The sequence below is a fragment of the Lentzea sp. NPDC036949 genome, assembly GCF_055608075.1.
The window spans coordinates 1-15,468 of the sequence record NZ_JBVJRA010000033.1; the positions used below are offsets into that span (position 1 = coordinate 1).

Sequence of the window (15,468 nt, forward strand, 5' to 3'; positions counted from 1 at the left end):
CCACGGCGGCGACTGACCCCTCCTCACGGTCAAACATGATCCACATCCGACATGCTGCACGCCACCACGTTGATCATTCTGTTAGGACCTCTTAGGCATACAACCGTCCACTTGGGACGGAAAAGCAAGATCGCCCGCTGAACCTGCTTACGCAGGTCAGCGGGCGATTCTTATGCTGTATCCAATTGTGGAGCTGAGGGGACTCGAACCCCTGACCCTCACACTGCCAGGCTGGGGCTGCCGTTGGTGTACGTGGAGCCGCAGCGGATGCACAGGTCCGTTGCGACGATCCAGTACCGGCTGCCGTCGGACGAGCGCACCAGCGCGGGGTCGCGCATGCCCTTCGTGCCGATCGTGGAGCGCAGCGCCGGTGCGCCGCCGTTGAGGTTGGTCCAGTGCAGGCCGTCGCTGCTGTGCGCGAGGTGGAGCTGCTGGTCGATCGCGGAGTCACCGGTGAAGTGCACCATCAGGTAGCCGGGCTCGGCGGCGGCGACGGCGCGCTGCGGTGCGGCGAGGGAGTGGGAGCCCAGGCACAGGGCAACGGCCGCGACCAGTGCCGCGAGCCGGGAGGTGAGTGCGCGCATGTGCCCTTCTTGCCGGGATGGGTCGGGTGGGACGGGAGGGGTGGCCGCCACCCGGCACCCACCCCTCCCGAGCTGTGGTGTGGTCAGCCGGTCAGGCGGAACGTGGCATCGCTGCGCGCCGTGGCGGTGGTGATCTGTTCCAGCTTCAGGAGGTAGGCGTAGTGCCGGATGTAGCGGTCGGGGTGGTTGTAGGACTGGAACGAGCTCCACGACGACGAGGCCAGCCCGGCGACCTGGCGGAAGGTGGCGTCCGCCGCGAACTGGGTGGTGCCGTCCAGCGGCGCGAGCACGAAGTCGTAGTTCACGTGCCGCAGGTAGTAGCCGGGGTAGTTGACCGACTGGAACGACACGGCGGAGGGGTCGGCCAGGCCCGGCATGATCCGGAACTGGGCGTCCTGCGCCGGGCTGACGTTGGCGTCGATGCGCACGTCGAAGTCGGCGTGCCGGACGTAGCGGTCCTGGAAGTTGAACGACTGCAGGCGGTTCACCGGCCGGCTCGTGCCGTACTTGGCCAGCACGCGGCTCTCCTCCGCGGCGGTCAGGCCCATGATCCCGCCGTGGCGCTTGCGGGTGCCGCCGAGCGAGTAGTCCGACACGGTGCGGAAGTTCCGCGTGCTGCCGAGGTTGGTGGACGCGATCGGCATGTACCCGCGGCCGGTGGCGAACTGGTCGAGCCACAGCGCCCACTCGTTGCGGTTGTTGAACGGCATCCACATCGGTCCCTCGACGACGTTGCCGCCGGTGGCGCCGTTGGAGACGCCCATGTGCGACAGGTCGCCGATCCGCGTCCACGTTCCCAGGACCGAGTTGCTGCCCTCGATGGTGATGTGACCGTCCGCGGAGGCGCGGTAGTAGCGGAACCCGCCGGTGCTGGTCGGCGACTCGACGATCTGGGTGTCGATGACGCCCTGGTTGCCGCTGCGGTCGATGTACACGGCCGGCGCGCTGACCGTGCGGAAGTCGCGGGTCCGCGTGTAGTAGATGCGGTGCTTCTTGACGCCGTTGAGGGTCGCGTTCGTCGCCCAGTAGATGACGTAGTCGCCGGAGGCGGGGTCGAAGATCGCCTCGGGCGCCCACGCGTCACCCGCGCCGGGGATCGCGCCGGCCACGTCGAGCAACCGCGGCGCCGACCAGTTCACCAGGTCGGTGGACTCCCACACGACCAGCGACTTGCTGCCGCGGTTGGCCGCGTCGTCCCACGAGGTGCCGCTCGCGATGCGCAGGTCCGTCGCGATGATCCAGTAGCGGCTGCCGTCGGGGGAGCGGACGATCGCGGGGTCGCGCACGCCCTTCGTGCCCACGGTGGACAGGAGCGCCGGTGCGCCGTCGTTGAGGTCGGTCCAGTGCAGGCCGTCCTTGCTGTGCGCGAGGTAGAGCTGCTCCCCGCTCGCGGACTCACCGGTGAAGTGCGCCATCAGGTAGCCGGTGAACGGGTCGGCGGCCGATGCCCGGTCCACGGCGACGAGGACCTGTGCGGTGAGCACCAGCAGCGCCGCGACCAAGGCCGCGGCGGCGCGCGACGTAGTTCGTTGCACGGTTTGTTCTCCTCCGGTCAGAGGGTGGGGACGATCGGGGCGATGGTGCCGTCGGCGTTGAACGTCATGCGGTCGACGGCGACCTCGCGGTTGGTGCCGTTGCCACCGGGTACGGCGAACCGGTGGTAGGCGGCGTACCAGGTGTCGGTGCCCGGTACCTGGACCACCGAGTGGTGGCCGGTGCCCTTGATGCCGAGCTCCAGGCGTTTCTGGAGCACGACACCACGTGCGGTCCACGGCCCGAGCGGCGAGGGACCGGTCGCGTAGGCCACCCGGTAGTTCTCGTCACGGGTGTCGTTCTCGGACCACATGAAGTAGTAGGTGCCGTTGCGCTTCAGCACGAACGACGCCTCGCGGAACCCCGGCGTGGTGATGGTGCGCACCGCCGCCGGGTCGAAGGAGACCATGTCGGCGTTCAACGGCACGACGTGCGCGGCACCGTTGCCCCAGTACAGGTAGGACTGCCCGTTGTCGTCGGTGAACACCATCGGGTCGATGGCCTGACCGGGGTGGGTGCCGGCCCGGACCAGTGGCTGGCCGAGCGCGTCGCGGAACGGGCCGGTGGGGGAGTCGGACACGGCCACGCCGAGGTGCTTGCGCGTGTCACCGGTGGCCGCGCCACCGCTGAAGTACAGGTAGTACCGGCCGTTCTTGGTGACGACCGCGGGCGCCCACGCCGAGTTGTCGGCCCAGGAGACGTCCGGTCCGTGGTCCAGGACCACGCCGTGGTCGGTCCAGTTCACCAGGTCGGTCGACGAGAACGCCTTGTAGTACGGGGAGGACCAGCTCGCGTACCCGTCGGTCGTCGGGTACAGGTAGAAGCGGCCGTTGAGGTGGGTGATGTGCGGGTCGGCGAACAGGCCGGGTATCACCGGGCCCTTGGCGGTCTTCGGCTGCCACGGTGCCGTGACCTTGAAGGAGCTGTCGGCGCGGAACCTGTCCGTGTCCTGGTAGGACTCCACCCACAGCTCGAAGTTCTTGTGCCGCAACCGCCGGTCGGGGTAGTTGAACGACACCAGCGACACCGAACCGGTCACCGAGCCGTCGGCGGGGCAGAACGTCGCGTCCCCGCGGAAGGTGGGTGTGCCGTCGTTGGCCTCCAGGCGCACCCGCAGGTCGCGGTGGCGCAGGAACATCCCGTTGGCGGCCTGCAACGAGTAGCACGACGGTGACGCCAGCCCGTTGACCACGGTGACCGTGGCGTCCGACCGGACCTGGGCGGAACTGGCCGAGGTCACGGCGTCGAGGCGGCCCAGGAAGTCGGCGTGGCGCAGGAACCGGCCGGGGTGGCTCACCGCCTCCAGCGACCGCGCGCCGACGGGCAGGGTGGCCGCGGACGCCGGCGTTGCGGGCAGGACGAGGGTCGATGCGACGATGAGAGAGGACGCCGTGAGCAGGCGGGTCCCTCGGTTCATGACGGCTCCGATCATCGTCGAACGGGGCGAATCGTCGAGTTAGCGCTAACAACATTCGATTGTGCGGCTCATTCGGCGAGCTGCTGTGCGGTTTCGAATGAGTGTTAGCGTTAACATCCTTCGGTCGAGCTAAATGAGAGCACGACGGCAACTCGGGCGTCAACGGATCGTGTCGATGAGGTGTCGAACGGTCAACACGCCGCATCGACGACAGCGATGTGCTCGGTCAACCAGGCGATCTCGTCGTGCAGCCACGTCCCGGGGCCCAGGACGCGTCCGGCGCGTGCGTGGAAGTCGCGTTCGGCCTCGACCCTCGCGACGATGCGCCCGCCGAAACCCCGGCGCTGGTCCTCGGCCAGGCCGTACGCGTCGAGGAAGGTGCGCAGGAGACCCAGCTGGTGGTCGAGCGGGTGGGTGATCTCGGGACCGAGCAGCCACAACCACGCGGCGTAGGCGACGTCGTGGACGCGGGGACCGGGGGCCGCCTGGTCGAAGTCGAAGGCGGACACGGGAAGACCGCGCGAGAAGGCGACGTTGAGCGGCGAGAAGTCGTTGTGGCACACCGTCTCCTCGGCACCCGCGAGCGGCGCTCCCGCGGTCGCGTCGTGCAGTCGGCGCAACAGCCGGGCCGCGGCGGTCACCTGGGCGGACGACCAGTCGCGGGCCCGGAACTCGGTCACCACCTCACCCCGCTGGAAGCTGAGGACCTCGCGCCCCCTGTCGTCGATGCCCAGCAGCCTCGGCGCGGCCTCGCACCCCACGTCCTCCAGGTGTCGCAGCAGCCGGTGCACGAACGGCGAATGCGGCCCGACCGGGCGCCGCACCGTGTCCCCCACCCGGACCACGCCCTGCGTGATCATGCCACCGGTCAGCGGGATCTCGACGGAAGACAACTTTGAACTCCTGGTGGTTGTTGGCAGACTCGACGTCGCTGAGCAGATCAAGTTCCGCGCGGTGGTGTCCAACAACCGACACGCCGACGAACAACAACCAGGAGTTGTCGATGGACCTCGGTGCCGTCCGGGCCTTCCTCGCCGTCGTCGACACCGGGCACTTCACCGAGGCGGCCGACCACCTGGGCCTGAGCCAGCAGGCCGTGTCCAAGCGGATCGCCAGGCTGGAGTCCGACCTGGACGTCGTCCTCCTCACCCGGTCCCGCACCGGTGCCGGTCCCACCGAGGACGGTGCGGCCTTCCTCCCGCACGCCAGGGCGTTGATCGGCCTGGCCGACCAGGCGACCGCGATGCTCCACGCCCGCCGCCGCCCGCTGCGCATCGACGTGCTCGCCCGCGTCGCCGCGCCGATCGACCTGGTCCGCTCCTTCTACGAGGCCGGCGACGTGGAGGTCGACGTCGTCATCTCGCGCGGAGCCGTCTCCCGGCACGCGGCACTCGCCGACGGCTCGGTCGACGCGGCGTTCGGCCGCGTCACCGGACCCCTTCCCGCGGGGATCGAGTGCGTCCCCGCCTGCCTGGAACCGATTCCCGTGCTGGTCGGCCGCCGGCACCGCCTCGCCCGGCGCAGGCGCGTGCCGATGGCGGAGCTGGCGGGCTTGACGGCGTGGATGCCCGGCAACACCGGCGACAGCGAGTGGGCGGAGTACTACCGCTTCCTCAGCGCCGAGTTCGGCGTGCGGATCGACAGCTCGGGCCCGGTGTTCGGCGGCGAGCACGTGATGGACGAGATCGGGGCCTCGGCCGAGCTCATCACGTTCGGCAACACCAGGCAGTTCCCCGTGCACCGGGACGTCGTCCAGCTCACCGTGGTCGATCCCACGCCGGTCTACCCCTGGTCGCTGCTGTGGCACCAGGCGAACCGCCACCCGGCACTGCCGCTGCTCGCCGACCACGTGCGGGCCCGCCACCGCCCGTTCGACCCGCGGCGCCAGTGGTTGCCTGCTCCCGACCGGACATCAACCGGGTAGCAGCGCGAGCTCCGCCTCCGCCATTTCCCGCTGCCCGCGGTTGCCGAGGGTGTCGAGCTTGCCGAGCGCGAACGTCAGGCAGGCCCGAGCCTGCTCGACCTCACCCGTGCGGCGCCGCGCGACGCCTTCGTTGAGCGCCAGCTCCCCCTCGGTGCGGTAGCTCATCTGGAGCTCACCGATCGTCGTCCTCGCGTCGTGGTAGCTCTCCGCCGCTTCCTTCCAGCGACCCAACGCCGACAGGCAGTCGCCCATGAGCGTCAGCAGCAACGCCAACATCCGGTCCAGCGTCTCCTGGTTGGTCTGGTCGCGGTTCTGCTTCGACTGGTCGAGTGTGGACGCGAACCGCTCCAACGCGTCGGCGAACCTGCCTGCTGCCAGCAGGCAGACGCCCAGGCCGAGGGACGTCCAGACCCGGTGCTGGAAGTAGTCGAACTCCCCGGACCCCTCATAGGCGAAGGTGATGTGTTCGAGCCCTTCCGCGAACTTGCCGAGGTGTGCGAGCACCAGCCCGGTGGACAAGTTGGCGGACATGACGATCCGGCGGTGTCCGATCTCCTCCGCAATCGCCATCGCTTCCCGCAGCGTTGCGAGCGCGAGCTCCTGTTCGTCGGTGCAGCGGTGCTGCGTCGCGCCGAGCAGGTTCAGCATCTCGGCCTCACCGCGCCGGTCGCGCAGTGCCCTGGCGGCCTTCAGGCCGAGCTCGAAGACCTCGTTCCAGCGGTGCTTCTGCTCGCGGCCGATGGCGTAGCAGTGGATCGCATCCGCGAAGTCGAGCACCTGGCGGTGCCGGCCGAGTGCCGCGGTCTCCTGGTGCACCGCCAACCAGTTCGAGGCCTCCCGGTCGAGCCACTCGGCCGCTTCCTCGTACGAGCGGAACGGGCAGTCCCGCGGCACCTCCCGCACGTCCGGGAAGAACAGCCCGCCCGCCGCGGACGCCAGGTCCAGGACGTGCGTGGCGAAGGCGTCGCGCAGCTCGTCGCGCACGTCCTGCGGCTCTTCCGCAAGCCGGCGTTCGCGCGCGAAGATGCGGATCAGGTCGTGGAACTGGAAGCGCACCGACTCGGTCGTGATCGTCAGCAGGGACATCTCGACGAGCTCGTCCAGCACCAGACCGACCTCGGCCACCGGCACACCGGTCGCCACAGCGGCGAGATCGTCGTCGAAGTGCACGCCGGGAACGGCGGCCAGCCGGCGGAACACCGACCGGGCCCGCGGCGACAACGCCTGGTACGACGTCGAGAACGCCGTCCGCAGGTCCTCGTCGCCCATCGAGAGCGAGTCCAGCAGCCTCCGCTCGTCCCGCAGCTCACCCGCCAGCGCGGCGACCGATCGCCCGTCGCGCCCGGCAGCGAGACGGGTGCACACCATCCGCACCGCCAGCGGCAGGTTCCCGCACAGCGCCACCAGCTCCCGCACGGCCTCGGGTTCCTCGCGCACCACCTGCTCGCCGGCGACGGCCGCGACCAGCTCCACGGCACCGTCCTGCGTCAGCGTGTCCAGCAGCACCCAGCGCGCCGACTCCAGCCCCGCGAGCACGCGCCGGCAGGTCACGACCGTCAGGCACCCCTCGCTCATCGTCAGCAACGGCCTGACCTGGCTCTCGTCGGAGGCGTTGTCCAGCAGCACGAGCACCCGCCGGTCGCGCAACACCTTGCGGAACAACGAACTGCGCTCGTCGAGCGTCGCGGGCATCCGCCACGGCGGCACGTCCAGCGAGGCCAGCATCTGTTCCAGCGCCGCGGCGGGGCTGAGCGGCCGGTCGTCGACGCCGCGCAGGTCCAGCGCGAGGCAGCCGTCGGGGAAGGAGGAGAGCAGGTCCTCCGCCGCCGCCACCGCCAGCGACGTCTTCCCGACCCCCGGTGGTCCCGCGATCACGACGACGCCACCGGCTTCGGCCTCGCGGGACAGCCGCAGGAGCTCCTGCTGCCGTCCGACCAGGCCGGGCACCGCCGGCAGGCTGCGCAACGCCGCGTTCTTCGCGGCCCCGGCCGAGCGGCGACGCCCCTGCCTCGCCAGGGAGAGGAAGGAGTCCCTGGCACCCCCCGCGAGTCCCAGCGCGTCGGCGAGCAGCTCCGTCGAGCGCTCCTGCGGCGCACTCGCCCGGCCGCGTTCCAGCTCGCGCAACGCACGGACGCTCATCCCGGAGGCGAGGGCCAAGCCTGCCTGCGTCAGTCCCGCCGCCGTCCGGAGGCTCAGCAGGACCTCACCGAACGGCGACTCGGACGCCGAGGTGTGGGTGGCACTCATGGCCTCACTCTCCCTGCCTTGAATGGCCGACTGATGTGGAACGGGGATGAGGTTCGGGAGAACGTCATCCGGGCGTGGCGGTCTCCGCCACCGGCAACAGGGCCAGCTCGGCCTCCACCGGCGCGCGGTCACCGCGGTCGGCGGGGTCGTCGCAGAGGTCGAGTGCGCGCGTGAGGCACTCGCGTGCGCGCTTGAAGTCGCCCGCCTGGCGCCACGCCGTGCCCTCGCACACGAGCAGCTCCACCCGGCTGCGGTAGGTGGGTCGGTCCGTCCCGAGCAGTCTGACGACCTCGTGGTAGTGCTCGGCGGCCTCGGCCCAGCGACCCAGGCCGGCGAGGCAGTCGCCGATGTTCATCCGCACCAGCACCACCGTCTTCCCGGCCACCTCCTGGTTCGTCTCACCGATCCGTTCGGAGGCCTCCACGAGCAGTGGGGCGAGAACGGCGAGGGCCTCGGCGAAGTGGCCGGTCGCAAGCCGCAGACCACCACACCCGAGCTGCATCCAGAACCGGGTCTCGAAGAAGTCGTACGGCTCCGACATCTCGAAAGCGAGTTCGGCGTGCCGCAGCGCCTCCTCGGGCCTTCCCGCGAACACCAGCGGCCACCCCAGCGCCGAGTGCGCGACCATGGCGCCCTGGTGGTGGCCGATCTCCTCGGCGAGGGTCAGCGCCTCGAACATGGTGCTCAGAGCGCGTTCGCTGTCGCCGTGGCCCCACTGGAACGCTGCTCCCCACTGGGTGAGCAGGTCGGCCTCCGCCTTCTGGTCTCCCAATTGCCTCGCAGCGCGTACACCGAGCTCGAACACGTCGGTCCAGTCATGCCCCGCGTAACGCCCGTGCGCGTAGTTGTACAACGACCAGGTGCAGTCGACCACCTCGCGGTACCGGTGGGCCTCCGTCGCCCGGTGCAGCACCAGGAGCCAGTTGGTGGACTCCTGCTCCAGCCACTCCCTCGCCTCCTCCTGGGACCCGAACGGGCTGTCCGGCGGCACGTCCGCCACCGTGGCGAGGAACAGCCGGGCGGCGGCGGTGGTCTTCCGCAGCACGTGGGTCAGAAGGGCGTCCTGCAGCCGGTCCCTGACGTCCTCCGGTTCCTGCGCTGCCAGGCGTTCCCCGGCGAACAACCGGACGAGGTCGTGGAACTGCAACCGCATCCGCGCGGCCGTCACGGTGAGCAGCGATGCCTCGACCAGTTCGTCCAGCTGTGCCTCGACCTCCTGCGCGGACACCCCGGTGACGACCGCCGCGAGCTCCTCGCTGAAGTGGGCTCCCGGGATGAGGGCGAGCCTGCGGAACACCTCCTGCGCCGCGGGGCTGAGCCTGCGCAGCGACAGCTCGAAGGCGGGCCTGAGCCGCAGGTCGCCCGCCGCGAGCGAGTCGAGCCGCCGGTGTTCGTCGCGGAGCTGTCCGGCCAGGTAGGACAGCGACCAGTGCCGGCGGGTCGCCAGCCGGTTGCCGACGATCCGCACGGCCAGCGGGAGGTTGCCGCACAGGTCCACCACCTCCCTGGCGGCGGCGGGATCGGCCAGCACGACGTCCTCGCCGACGATCGTGGTCAGGAGGTCGACGGCGCCCTGCTCGGGCAGCACGTCGAGCACCAGGCGCTGCACCGGGTCCAGGTCCGCGAGGTCCAGGTCCGGGAGCGAACGCCGGCACGTGATGATCGTGAAGCTGTGGTTGGCACCGGCCAGCAACGGCAGCACCTGCGCCTCGTCGGCGGCGTTGTCCAGCAGGACCAGGGTGCGGCGGTCCCGCATCAGCGTGCGGAAGAGCGAGCTCCGTGCGGCTTCCCCGGGAGGGACGCGGCCGGCGGGCACGCCGAGCGCGGTGAGCATCCGCTCCAGCGCGAACCCGGGCTGGACGGGCTGGTCGTCCACACCGCGCAGGTCGATCGCGAGGCAGCCGTCCGGGAAGTGCCCCTTCAGACGGTCCGCGGCGGTCACGGCGAGCGAGGTCTTCCCGACACCGGGAGGCCCGGCCACGACCGTGGTGCCCCCTGCCCGCGCGGCGCGGGACAGCCGGCCGAGCTCGTCGTCCCTGCCGACCAGGGCGGGCACGGCGGGCAAGCCGTACAGCATCGTCCTGGTGCCGGACGCGCTGGACCTGCGCCTGCCCTCCCTGGCCAGCAGGAGGAACGACTCGCGTTCGTCGCCGGTCAGCCCCAGCGCGGTCGCCAGCAGCTCGGTGGACTTCTCCTGAGCGGCCGCGGCCCGTCCGTGCTCCAGCTCGCGCAGCGCGCGCACGCTCAACCCGGAGGCGAGCGCCAGCTCCCTTTGCGACAGGCCCGCCGAGGTCCGGTACCTCAGCAGACAGTGGCCGAAGGACGGACCGGGTGGTTCATCGCGCAGCTCTGTCACGCGGACCATTCAACCCCGCCACCCGTGAGGTGCAAAGGGGCAGGGTGATGTGTCCGTCTGTACCGATGATGTCCTCAGCGGGAGGAAACCACGTCACCCTCGCGCGCGGAGTGCCGGGGGTGCGTTCGCCTCACCGTCCGGATTGGACAGTGCGGCGCCGGCGCGGCGTTCGCGGTTCGACGGTCCCCAGTGCACCGGGGTGGGGGCGGCCGAGCCGGACGCAGGCCGCCACGTGTCCGTCGAGGACCTCCTGCAGGGGCGCCGGCCTGCGGACCGGCGGGGTGAAGCCGTCCTCGGCCTCCGCCGACCAGGGAGCCGGGTGCACGGACATGCCCTGCCGCGGACCCAGCCCGGCGGTGTCGTCCCGCCACGTCGGCCACAGCACCTCGCGGTAGTGCCCGGCCGCGCCGCCGTTCACGAGCCAGTCCAGCCAGCGGTCGTGGTCCAGTCCCGTGATCTGCCACGCGAGGGTGGCGGGGCTGAAGTAGATCACGTCGTCCGGGCGGCCCGGTCTGCCGTGCGAGCGGGGCTCGGGGCCGTTGAGCACGAACACGCCCCCCAGCGCGTCGTGCGCGACCACCAGCCCGGCCGCCGGCCGCCGGTCCACCTCGGCCGGCCGGTGGAAGCCGTCCGGTGCGGCCGGCCGGTGCACGCCGTTCACCTCGGCGATGCCGGGCATGCCCTCCGGTCCACCGCCCGACCCGCCGTAGACCCGCACCCAGCTCTCGTGCAGCAGGATGCCGCCGGTGTTGAGGACGATCGCGCCCAGTCGCGACTCCGCGCTGAGCCGCAACCGCCGCAGCGCCGCACGGCACGCGCCCGGATCGGGCCGGAGCACCGTGGACCGGGCCAGGCTGCAGTTCAGGTCGGCGGCCAGCCACTCCCACACGGCGTCCTGCACGTCGGCGAGCTCTTCGGCGTTCGTCACTGGTTCTTCCCGTTCTCGGCTCCGGCGCGGCGGTGGTGCGCTTTCCGGCCTAGTGCGCCGGTGAGGTGCGGTGCAAGCACGTCGGCGGAATCCGCCCTGGTGGACCGCGCATCCTGCTCGTTCGCACCGGAGCATCCCGTACCGAGTACGTCCGCTTTTCGTCATTCCTTCACGGCGTGACCGCTAATTCCTATTATCAGGTACATTGGTCTAGTGGACGAGTCGGAGTGCTGGTCGACGTTCGGAGAGCTGTTGCTGGGATACCGGCGTGCCGCTGGGCTGAGTCAGCTGGGTCTGGCGGAGCGGTCGGGTATCAGTGTGCGTGCGTTGCGGGAGCTGGAGCAGGGCCGGGCTCGTGCGGCGCAGCGGCGGTCGGCCGAGGTGCTGGCGGACGCCTTCGAGCTGGGCGCCGTGCAGCGGGAGGAGTTCCTGCGGGTCGCGGAGCACGGACGCAGGCGGCGGTCTCCGGTGTCGGTCTCCGGTGTCGCCGAGCTGCCGCCCCTGCCCGTGGACCGGGTGGGAAGGGGGCGGGAGCTGTCCCGGTTGCAGGAGTGCATCCGCACGAGTCCGTCGGTGGCGATGGTCGGTCAGCCCGGCGTGGGCAAGACGGTGCTGGCGGCGTCGGCGGCGCACTGGATGCGCGACGAGTTCCCGGACGGGTGCCTGGCGGTCGACCTGCGCGGGGTCGACGAGCAACCGCTCCCCGTGCAGGTCGTGTTCGACCGGTTGCTGCGGGCGCTGGGCGTGGCGCCGAGCGACGTGCCCAGCGCCGTGAGCGAGCAGTCGGGCCAGTACCGCGCGGTGCTGCAGCAGCGGAAGGTGCTGGTGCTGCTGGACAACGCCGCCTCGGAGGCGCAGGTCCGGCCGTTCCTCACGACCTCTCCCGGCTGCCGGACGCTCGTGACGTGCCGCCGCATGCTGGCCGGCCTGGAAGGGGTGCGGTGGCTGCACCTCGACCCGTTCGACGACGAGGACGCGGAGGCGTTGCTGCAGGCCGTCGTCGGTGAGCGCCGGGTGCGGGCCGAGCCGGACGCGGTGGCCGGGTTGATCGAGCTGTGCGGGAACCTGCCGCTGGCGTTGCGGATCGCGGGCAACCGGCTGGCGAGCAGGCCGCACTGGTCGTTGCGGTACCTGGTGGACCAGCTGCGGGACGAGCGCACGAGGCTGACGTCGCTGTCCGCGGGGGACCTGCAGGTGCGGTCGGCGTTCGAGGTGTCGTACCGGGGCTTGTCGCCGCAGGGCCGGATGTTGTTCCGGCGGCTGGCGGCGGTGCCGGGTGCGGACTTCGGTGTGGAGCTGACGCAGGTGGCCGGGGGTGTGACGGAGTCGGAGGCGTTCGGCCAGCTCGACGAGCTGGTGGACGCGAGCATGGTGCAGGCGGGTCCGGCGGAGGGCCGGTTCCGGTTCCACGACCTGCTGCGGTTGTTCGCCCGTGAGCGCTGGGAGGCCGAGGACGACGAGGCCGACCGCTCGCTGACGACGGAGGCGGTGCTGGAGCACCTGCTGGGCATGGCGACGGCGGCGGGGGAGAGGTTCTCGCCGGAGGAACCCGCGAACGCCGTGTTCGGTTCGCTGGACGAGGCGCGGTCGTGGCTGGAGCAGGAGCGGTCGAGCTGGCTGGCCGCGTTCCGGGAGGCGGCGCGGACCGGGCGGCACCGCGAGGTCGTGGAGCTCGCGCGGGCGATGCACTGGTACGCCGACGACGACCGGCACGGCGTCGACTGGGTCGAGGTCTTCGGCGCCGGGGTCGACGCGGCGCGCACGCTGCGCGACGTGACCGCGGAGGCACAGCAGCGCAACCTGCTCGGGTGGGCCCTGGTGACCGCGCAGGACTGCGCGGGCGCGGTGGAACAGCACAAGATCGCCCTGCGCTGCGCAGACGAGGCCGGTGACCGGTTGGAGCGGGTGTGGGCGCTGGCGCACGTCACCGCGCAGGAGTTCATGCTGGGCGACCGCCAGAACAGCCTGGAGCACGCGCGGCAGGCCGTCGAGCTGTCCGCCCCGTTCGGGTTCTGGACGGTGCGGATGACCGTGCGCTACCAGTTCGGCGTGTTGCTGCTGCTCGACAACAGGCCGCGCGAAGCGCTCGCGGTGCTGGAGGAGCTGCTGCAGGAAGCACTGCGGCACAACCAGAACGGTGAGCTGGCGTTGTCCCGCACGAGGTTGCTGGCGATGTGCATCGAGGGTGTGGCCCGGGGCCTGCACGCGGTGGGGCAGTGCGGCCGGGCGGCGCCGATGTTCGCCGAGGCGCGCGGCCTCTTCGAGAAGGTGGGTGCCTCCGTGCACTCGGCGCGGGCCGCGTTCCGGGAGGGCCGCTGCCGCCTCGACTCGGGTGAGCACCAGGTCGCGGACTCCCTGTTCCGGTGCGCGCTGGCCACCTTCGACGAGCTGTCGCTGCCGGAGCAGCGGGCCGAGGTCGAGGTCGAGCTCGCCCGCATCCCCGCCCACTGACCCCGGTCCGGGGTGCGTTGAGGCAGGAAAGACTTCCTTTGTGGTTCCCGGTTGGGCCGTTCGTGTTGATCCTGCCCCTGCGGAGTGGCTGGATTGCGGAACGATCGCGGTCCGATCGAGTTCGCACCGCGCACTCGATGGCCAGAGAGGAGCCGTCGCGGCAGGCGAGCTGAGCGGCAGTTCGGAGTGGACTGAATGGACATCAAGTTCGATCCGACGTTCGACTGGCTGTGGATCCTGGTGGCGGGCCAGCAGGCCCCGAGGATCGACGTGGCGGCCACCCGTGCCCTAGCGCAGAACTGGGTTGAGAGCGGCCGCACCCTCGGCGAGATGGCGAACGGCGTCCTCGACCTGGTCAGCAACGTCGAGAACGCCATCGGCGGCCGCGTGGGCCGCGCGTTCCGCGACCGCGTGACCAGCGTCATCAACGCGGTCCCGAGCATCGTCCAGCTCGCCAACAACCAGTCGACCAGCCTGCTGAAACTCGCGCTGAGCGTCGAGCAGTCCATCTACACGATGCTCATCGAGATCGCGTTCTTCGCGGCCTCGATCCTCTGGGCGCTCGCGAGCCCGTTCACCGCACCCCTGGTGCCCGCCTTCATCACCGCGGCCAGGACCGCCATCCAGCAGATCAGCGCGCAGCTGCACTGGGCGATCCGGTTGATCATGGAAGGCATCGAGGAGGGCATCGACGAGATCTTCCAGGACGCCATCGCCCAGATCGCGCAGTTCGCGGAGGGCAACCGCTTCGAGTGGGATGTCCAGAGCACCATCGTCGGCGGCGTCGCCGGCCTCGGCGCCGGGGTCATCGCGGGCGGCATGCACACCGGCATGCGGGCGTGGAAGCCCAAGGTCGAGGACAACGTGCTGTTCCACGGCACCAGCGAGGCCACCGCCGACGTCGTGGTCGGCGCCGCCGCCGCGGGCATCCTCGGCGGCAGCATGGACGACCTGTGGACCGGTGCTGTCGGCGGCATGTTCAGCGGTGGCACGCAGAAGAAGGCCGACGACGCGGGCAATGCTATCGAGGACCACCTTCGGGAGACCGGGTACATCAAGTCGCCTCCGATCGGGGAGATCGGTCGGCCGGATGCGCCGGATGTTCCTGGTGCGGGCGGTCCTGGGGGGAACGGTTCTGCGGGGAATGGTTCCGGGGGGAACGGGTCTGCGGGGAATGGTTCTGGCGAGAATGGTTCCGGGGGGAACGGTTCTGAGGCGGCGGGCGGCGAGGGGGGCTCGGCCGGGGGCGATGGGGCCGACGCTGCCGTTGGGGGCGGTGGGGTGCCTGGGGGTGTGCCCGCTGGGGGTGTGCCCGCTGGGGGTGTGCCCGCTGGGGGTGTGCCCGGTGCTGGCGTGCCTGGTTCTGGGGTGCCCGGTGGTGGGGTGCCTGGTGGTGCCGGTCGAGACGGTGCGGATTCCGGCGGTCAGAAGGACGGCGTGGGTCCGCAGGCCGAGGGCGCGGCTGGTCCGCCGTCGGGTGTGGGGGTCGTCGTCGGCGGCGCGAGTCCCGGTCAGGGTTCAAATCCCGGTCAGGGCGCGAACTCCGGGCAAGGTGCGAACTCCGGTCAGGGCACGAATTCCGGCCAAGGCGCGAACTCCGGTCAGGGCACGGGCGGACGGCCGGAAGCGGGCGCCGGTGTGCCCGGCGGTGCCGTTCCCGGCGCGGTGCCGGGTGGCGGCCCGGCCGGAAACGCCGGCGGGTCGGGTAGCCAGCAGGTTCCGGGTAGCCAGCAGGTTCCGGGTAGCCAGCAGGTTCCGGGTAGCCAGCAGGTTCCGGGTGGCCACCCGACGCCTTCCGTGCCACCCGTAGTGGAAGCACCCCCGGCAACGGGCGCGGCCACGCGCCCTGACTCGGGTGCGCAGTCGCCGGGTGCGCAGTCGCCGGGTGCGCAGTCGCCGGGTGCGCAGTCGCCGGGTGCGCAGTCGCCGGGCTCGCAGTCGCCGGGCTCGCAGTCGCCGGGCTCGCAGTCGCCGGGCTCGCAGTCGCCGGGCTCGCAGTCGCCGGGCTCGCAGTCGCCGGGCTCGCAG

General features: G+C 71.2%; 10 protein-coding genes. 3 read left to right on the top strand and 7 right to left on the bottom strand.

The features are described from left to right. Positions 1 to 218: 218 nt before the first annotated feature. From ACZ7CD_RS39940 to ACZ7CD_RS39955, 4 genes are all read right to left on the bottom strand, one after another. A complete protein-coding gene (locus tag ACZ7CD_RS39940; protein WP_470381027.1) occupies positions 219 to 584 on the bottom strand; it encodes a hypothetical protein in 366 nt (121 codons plus the stop codon). Positions 585 to 667: 83 nt separating this feature from the next. Continuing rightward, positions 668 to 2,119, bottom strand: a complete 1,452-nt coding sequence (locus ACZ7CD_RS39945) for a glycoside hydrolase family 43 protein (RefSeq protein ID WP_470381028.1) — start codon at positions 2,117 to 2,119, stop codon at positions 668 to 670. Positions 2,120 to 2,136: 17 nt separating this feature from the next. Then, positions 2,137 to 3,534: a family 43 glycosylhydrolase gene (locus tag ACZ7CD_RS39950; RefSeq protein WP_470381029.1), complete on the bottom strand. Its 1,398-nt coding sequence runs from the start codon at positions 3,532 to 3,534 to the stop codon at positions 2,137 to 2,139. Positions 3,535 to 3,725: 191 nt separating this feature from the next. Then, positions 3,726 to 4,427, bottom strand: a complete 702-nt coding sequence (locus ACZ7CD_RS39955; RefSeq protein WP_360388194.1) for a phosphotransferase — start codon at positions 4,425 to 4,427, stop codon at positions 3,726 to 3,728. A 110-nt stretch (positions 4,428 to 4,537) separates the two neighbouring features. Between ACZ7CD_RS39955 and ACZ7CD_RS39960 the strand changes: the two genes are divergently transcribed. Then, positions 4,538 to 5,458: a LysR family transcriptional regulator gene (locus ACZ7CD_RS39960; protein WP_470381030.1), complete on the top strand. Its 921-nt coding sequence runs from the start codon at positions 4,538 to 4,540 to the stop codon at positions 5,456 to 5,458. Here ACZ7CD_RS39960 and ACZ7CD_RS39965 read toward each other — a convergent pair. From ACZ7CD_RS39965 to ACZ7CD_RS39975, 3 genes are all read right to left on the bottom strand, one after another. Continuing rightward, entirely contained in the window at positions 5,447 to 7,705 is a 2,259-nt protein-coding gene (locus ACZ7CD_RS39965) for an ATP-binding protein (protein WP_470381031.1), read from the bottom strand. The two genes, ACZ7CD_RS39960 and ACZ7CD_RS39965, sit on opposite strands and share 12 nt — an antisense overlap. Before the next feature lie 64 nt (positions 7,706 to 7,769). Next, positions 7,770 to 10,061: a helix-turn-helix domain-containing protein gene (locus tag ACZ7CD_RS39970; RefSeq protein WP_470381032.1), complete on the bottom strand. Its 2,292-nt coding sequence runs from the start codon at positions 10,059 to 10,061 to the stop codon at positions 7,770 to 7,772. Positions 10,062 to 10,191: 130 nt separating this feature from the next. Then, positions 10,192 to 10,989: a DUF2625 family protein gene (locus tag ACZ7CD_RS39975; protein ID WP_470381033.1), complete on the bottom strand. Its 798-nt coding sequence runs from the start codon at positions 10,987 to 10,989 to the stop codon at positions 10,192 to 10,194. Between the two features lie 213 nt (positions 10,990 to 11,202). Between ACZ7CD_RS39975 and ACZ7CD_RS39980 the strand changes: the two genes are divergently transcribed. Beyond that, positions 11,203 to 13,440, top strand: coding sequence for an ATP-binding protein (locus ACZ7CD_RS39980; RefSeq protein ID WP_470381034.1), 2,238 nt, complete (start codon positions 11,203 to 11,205; stop codon positions 13,438 to 13,440). 195 nt (positions 13,441 to 13,635) lie between these two features. Continuing rightward, positions 13,636 to 15,468, top strand: a 1,833-nt coding sequence (locus ACZ7CD_RS39985) for a WXG100-like domain-containing protein (RefSeq protein ID WP_470381035.1), incomplete at its 3' end; no start/stop codon positions are given.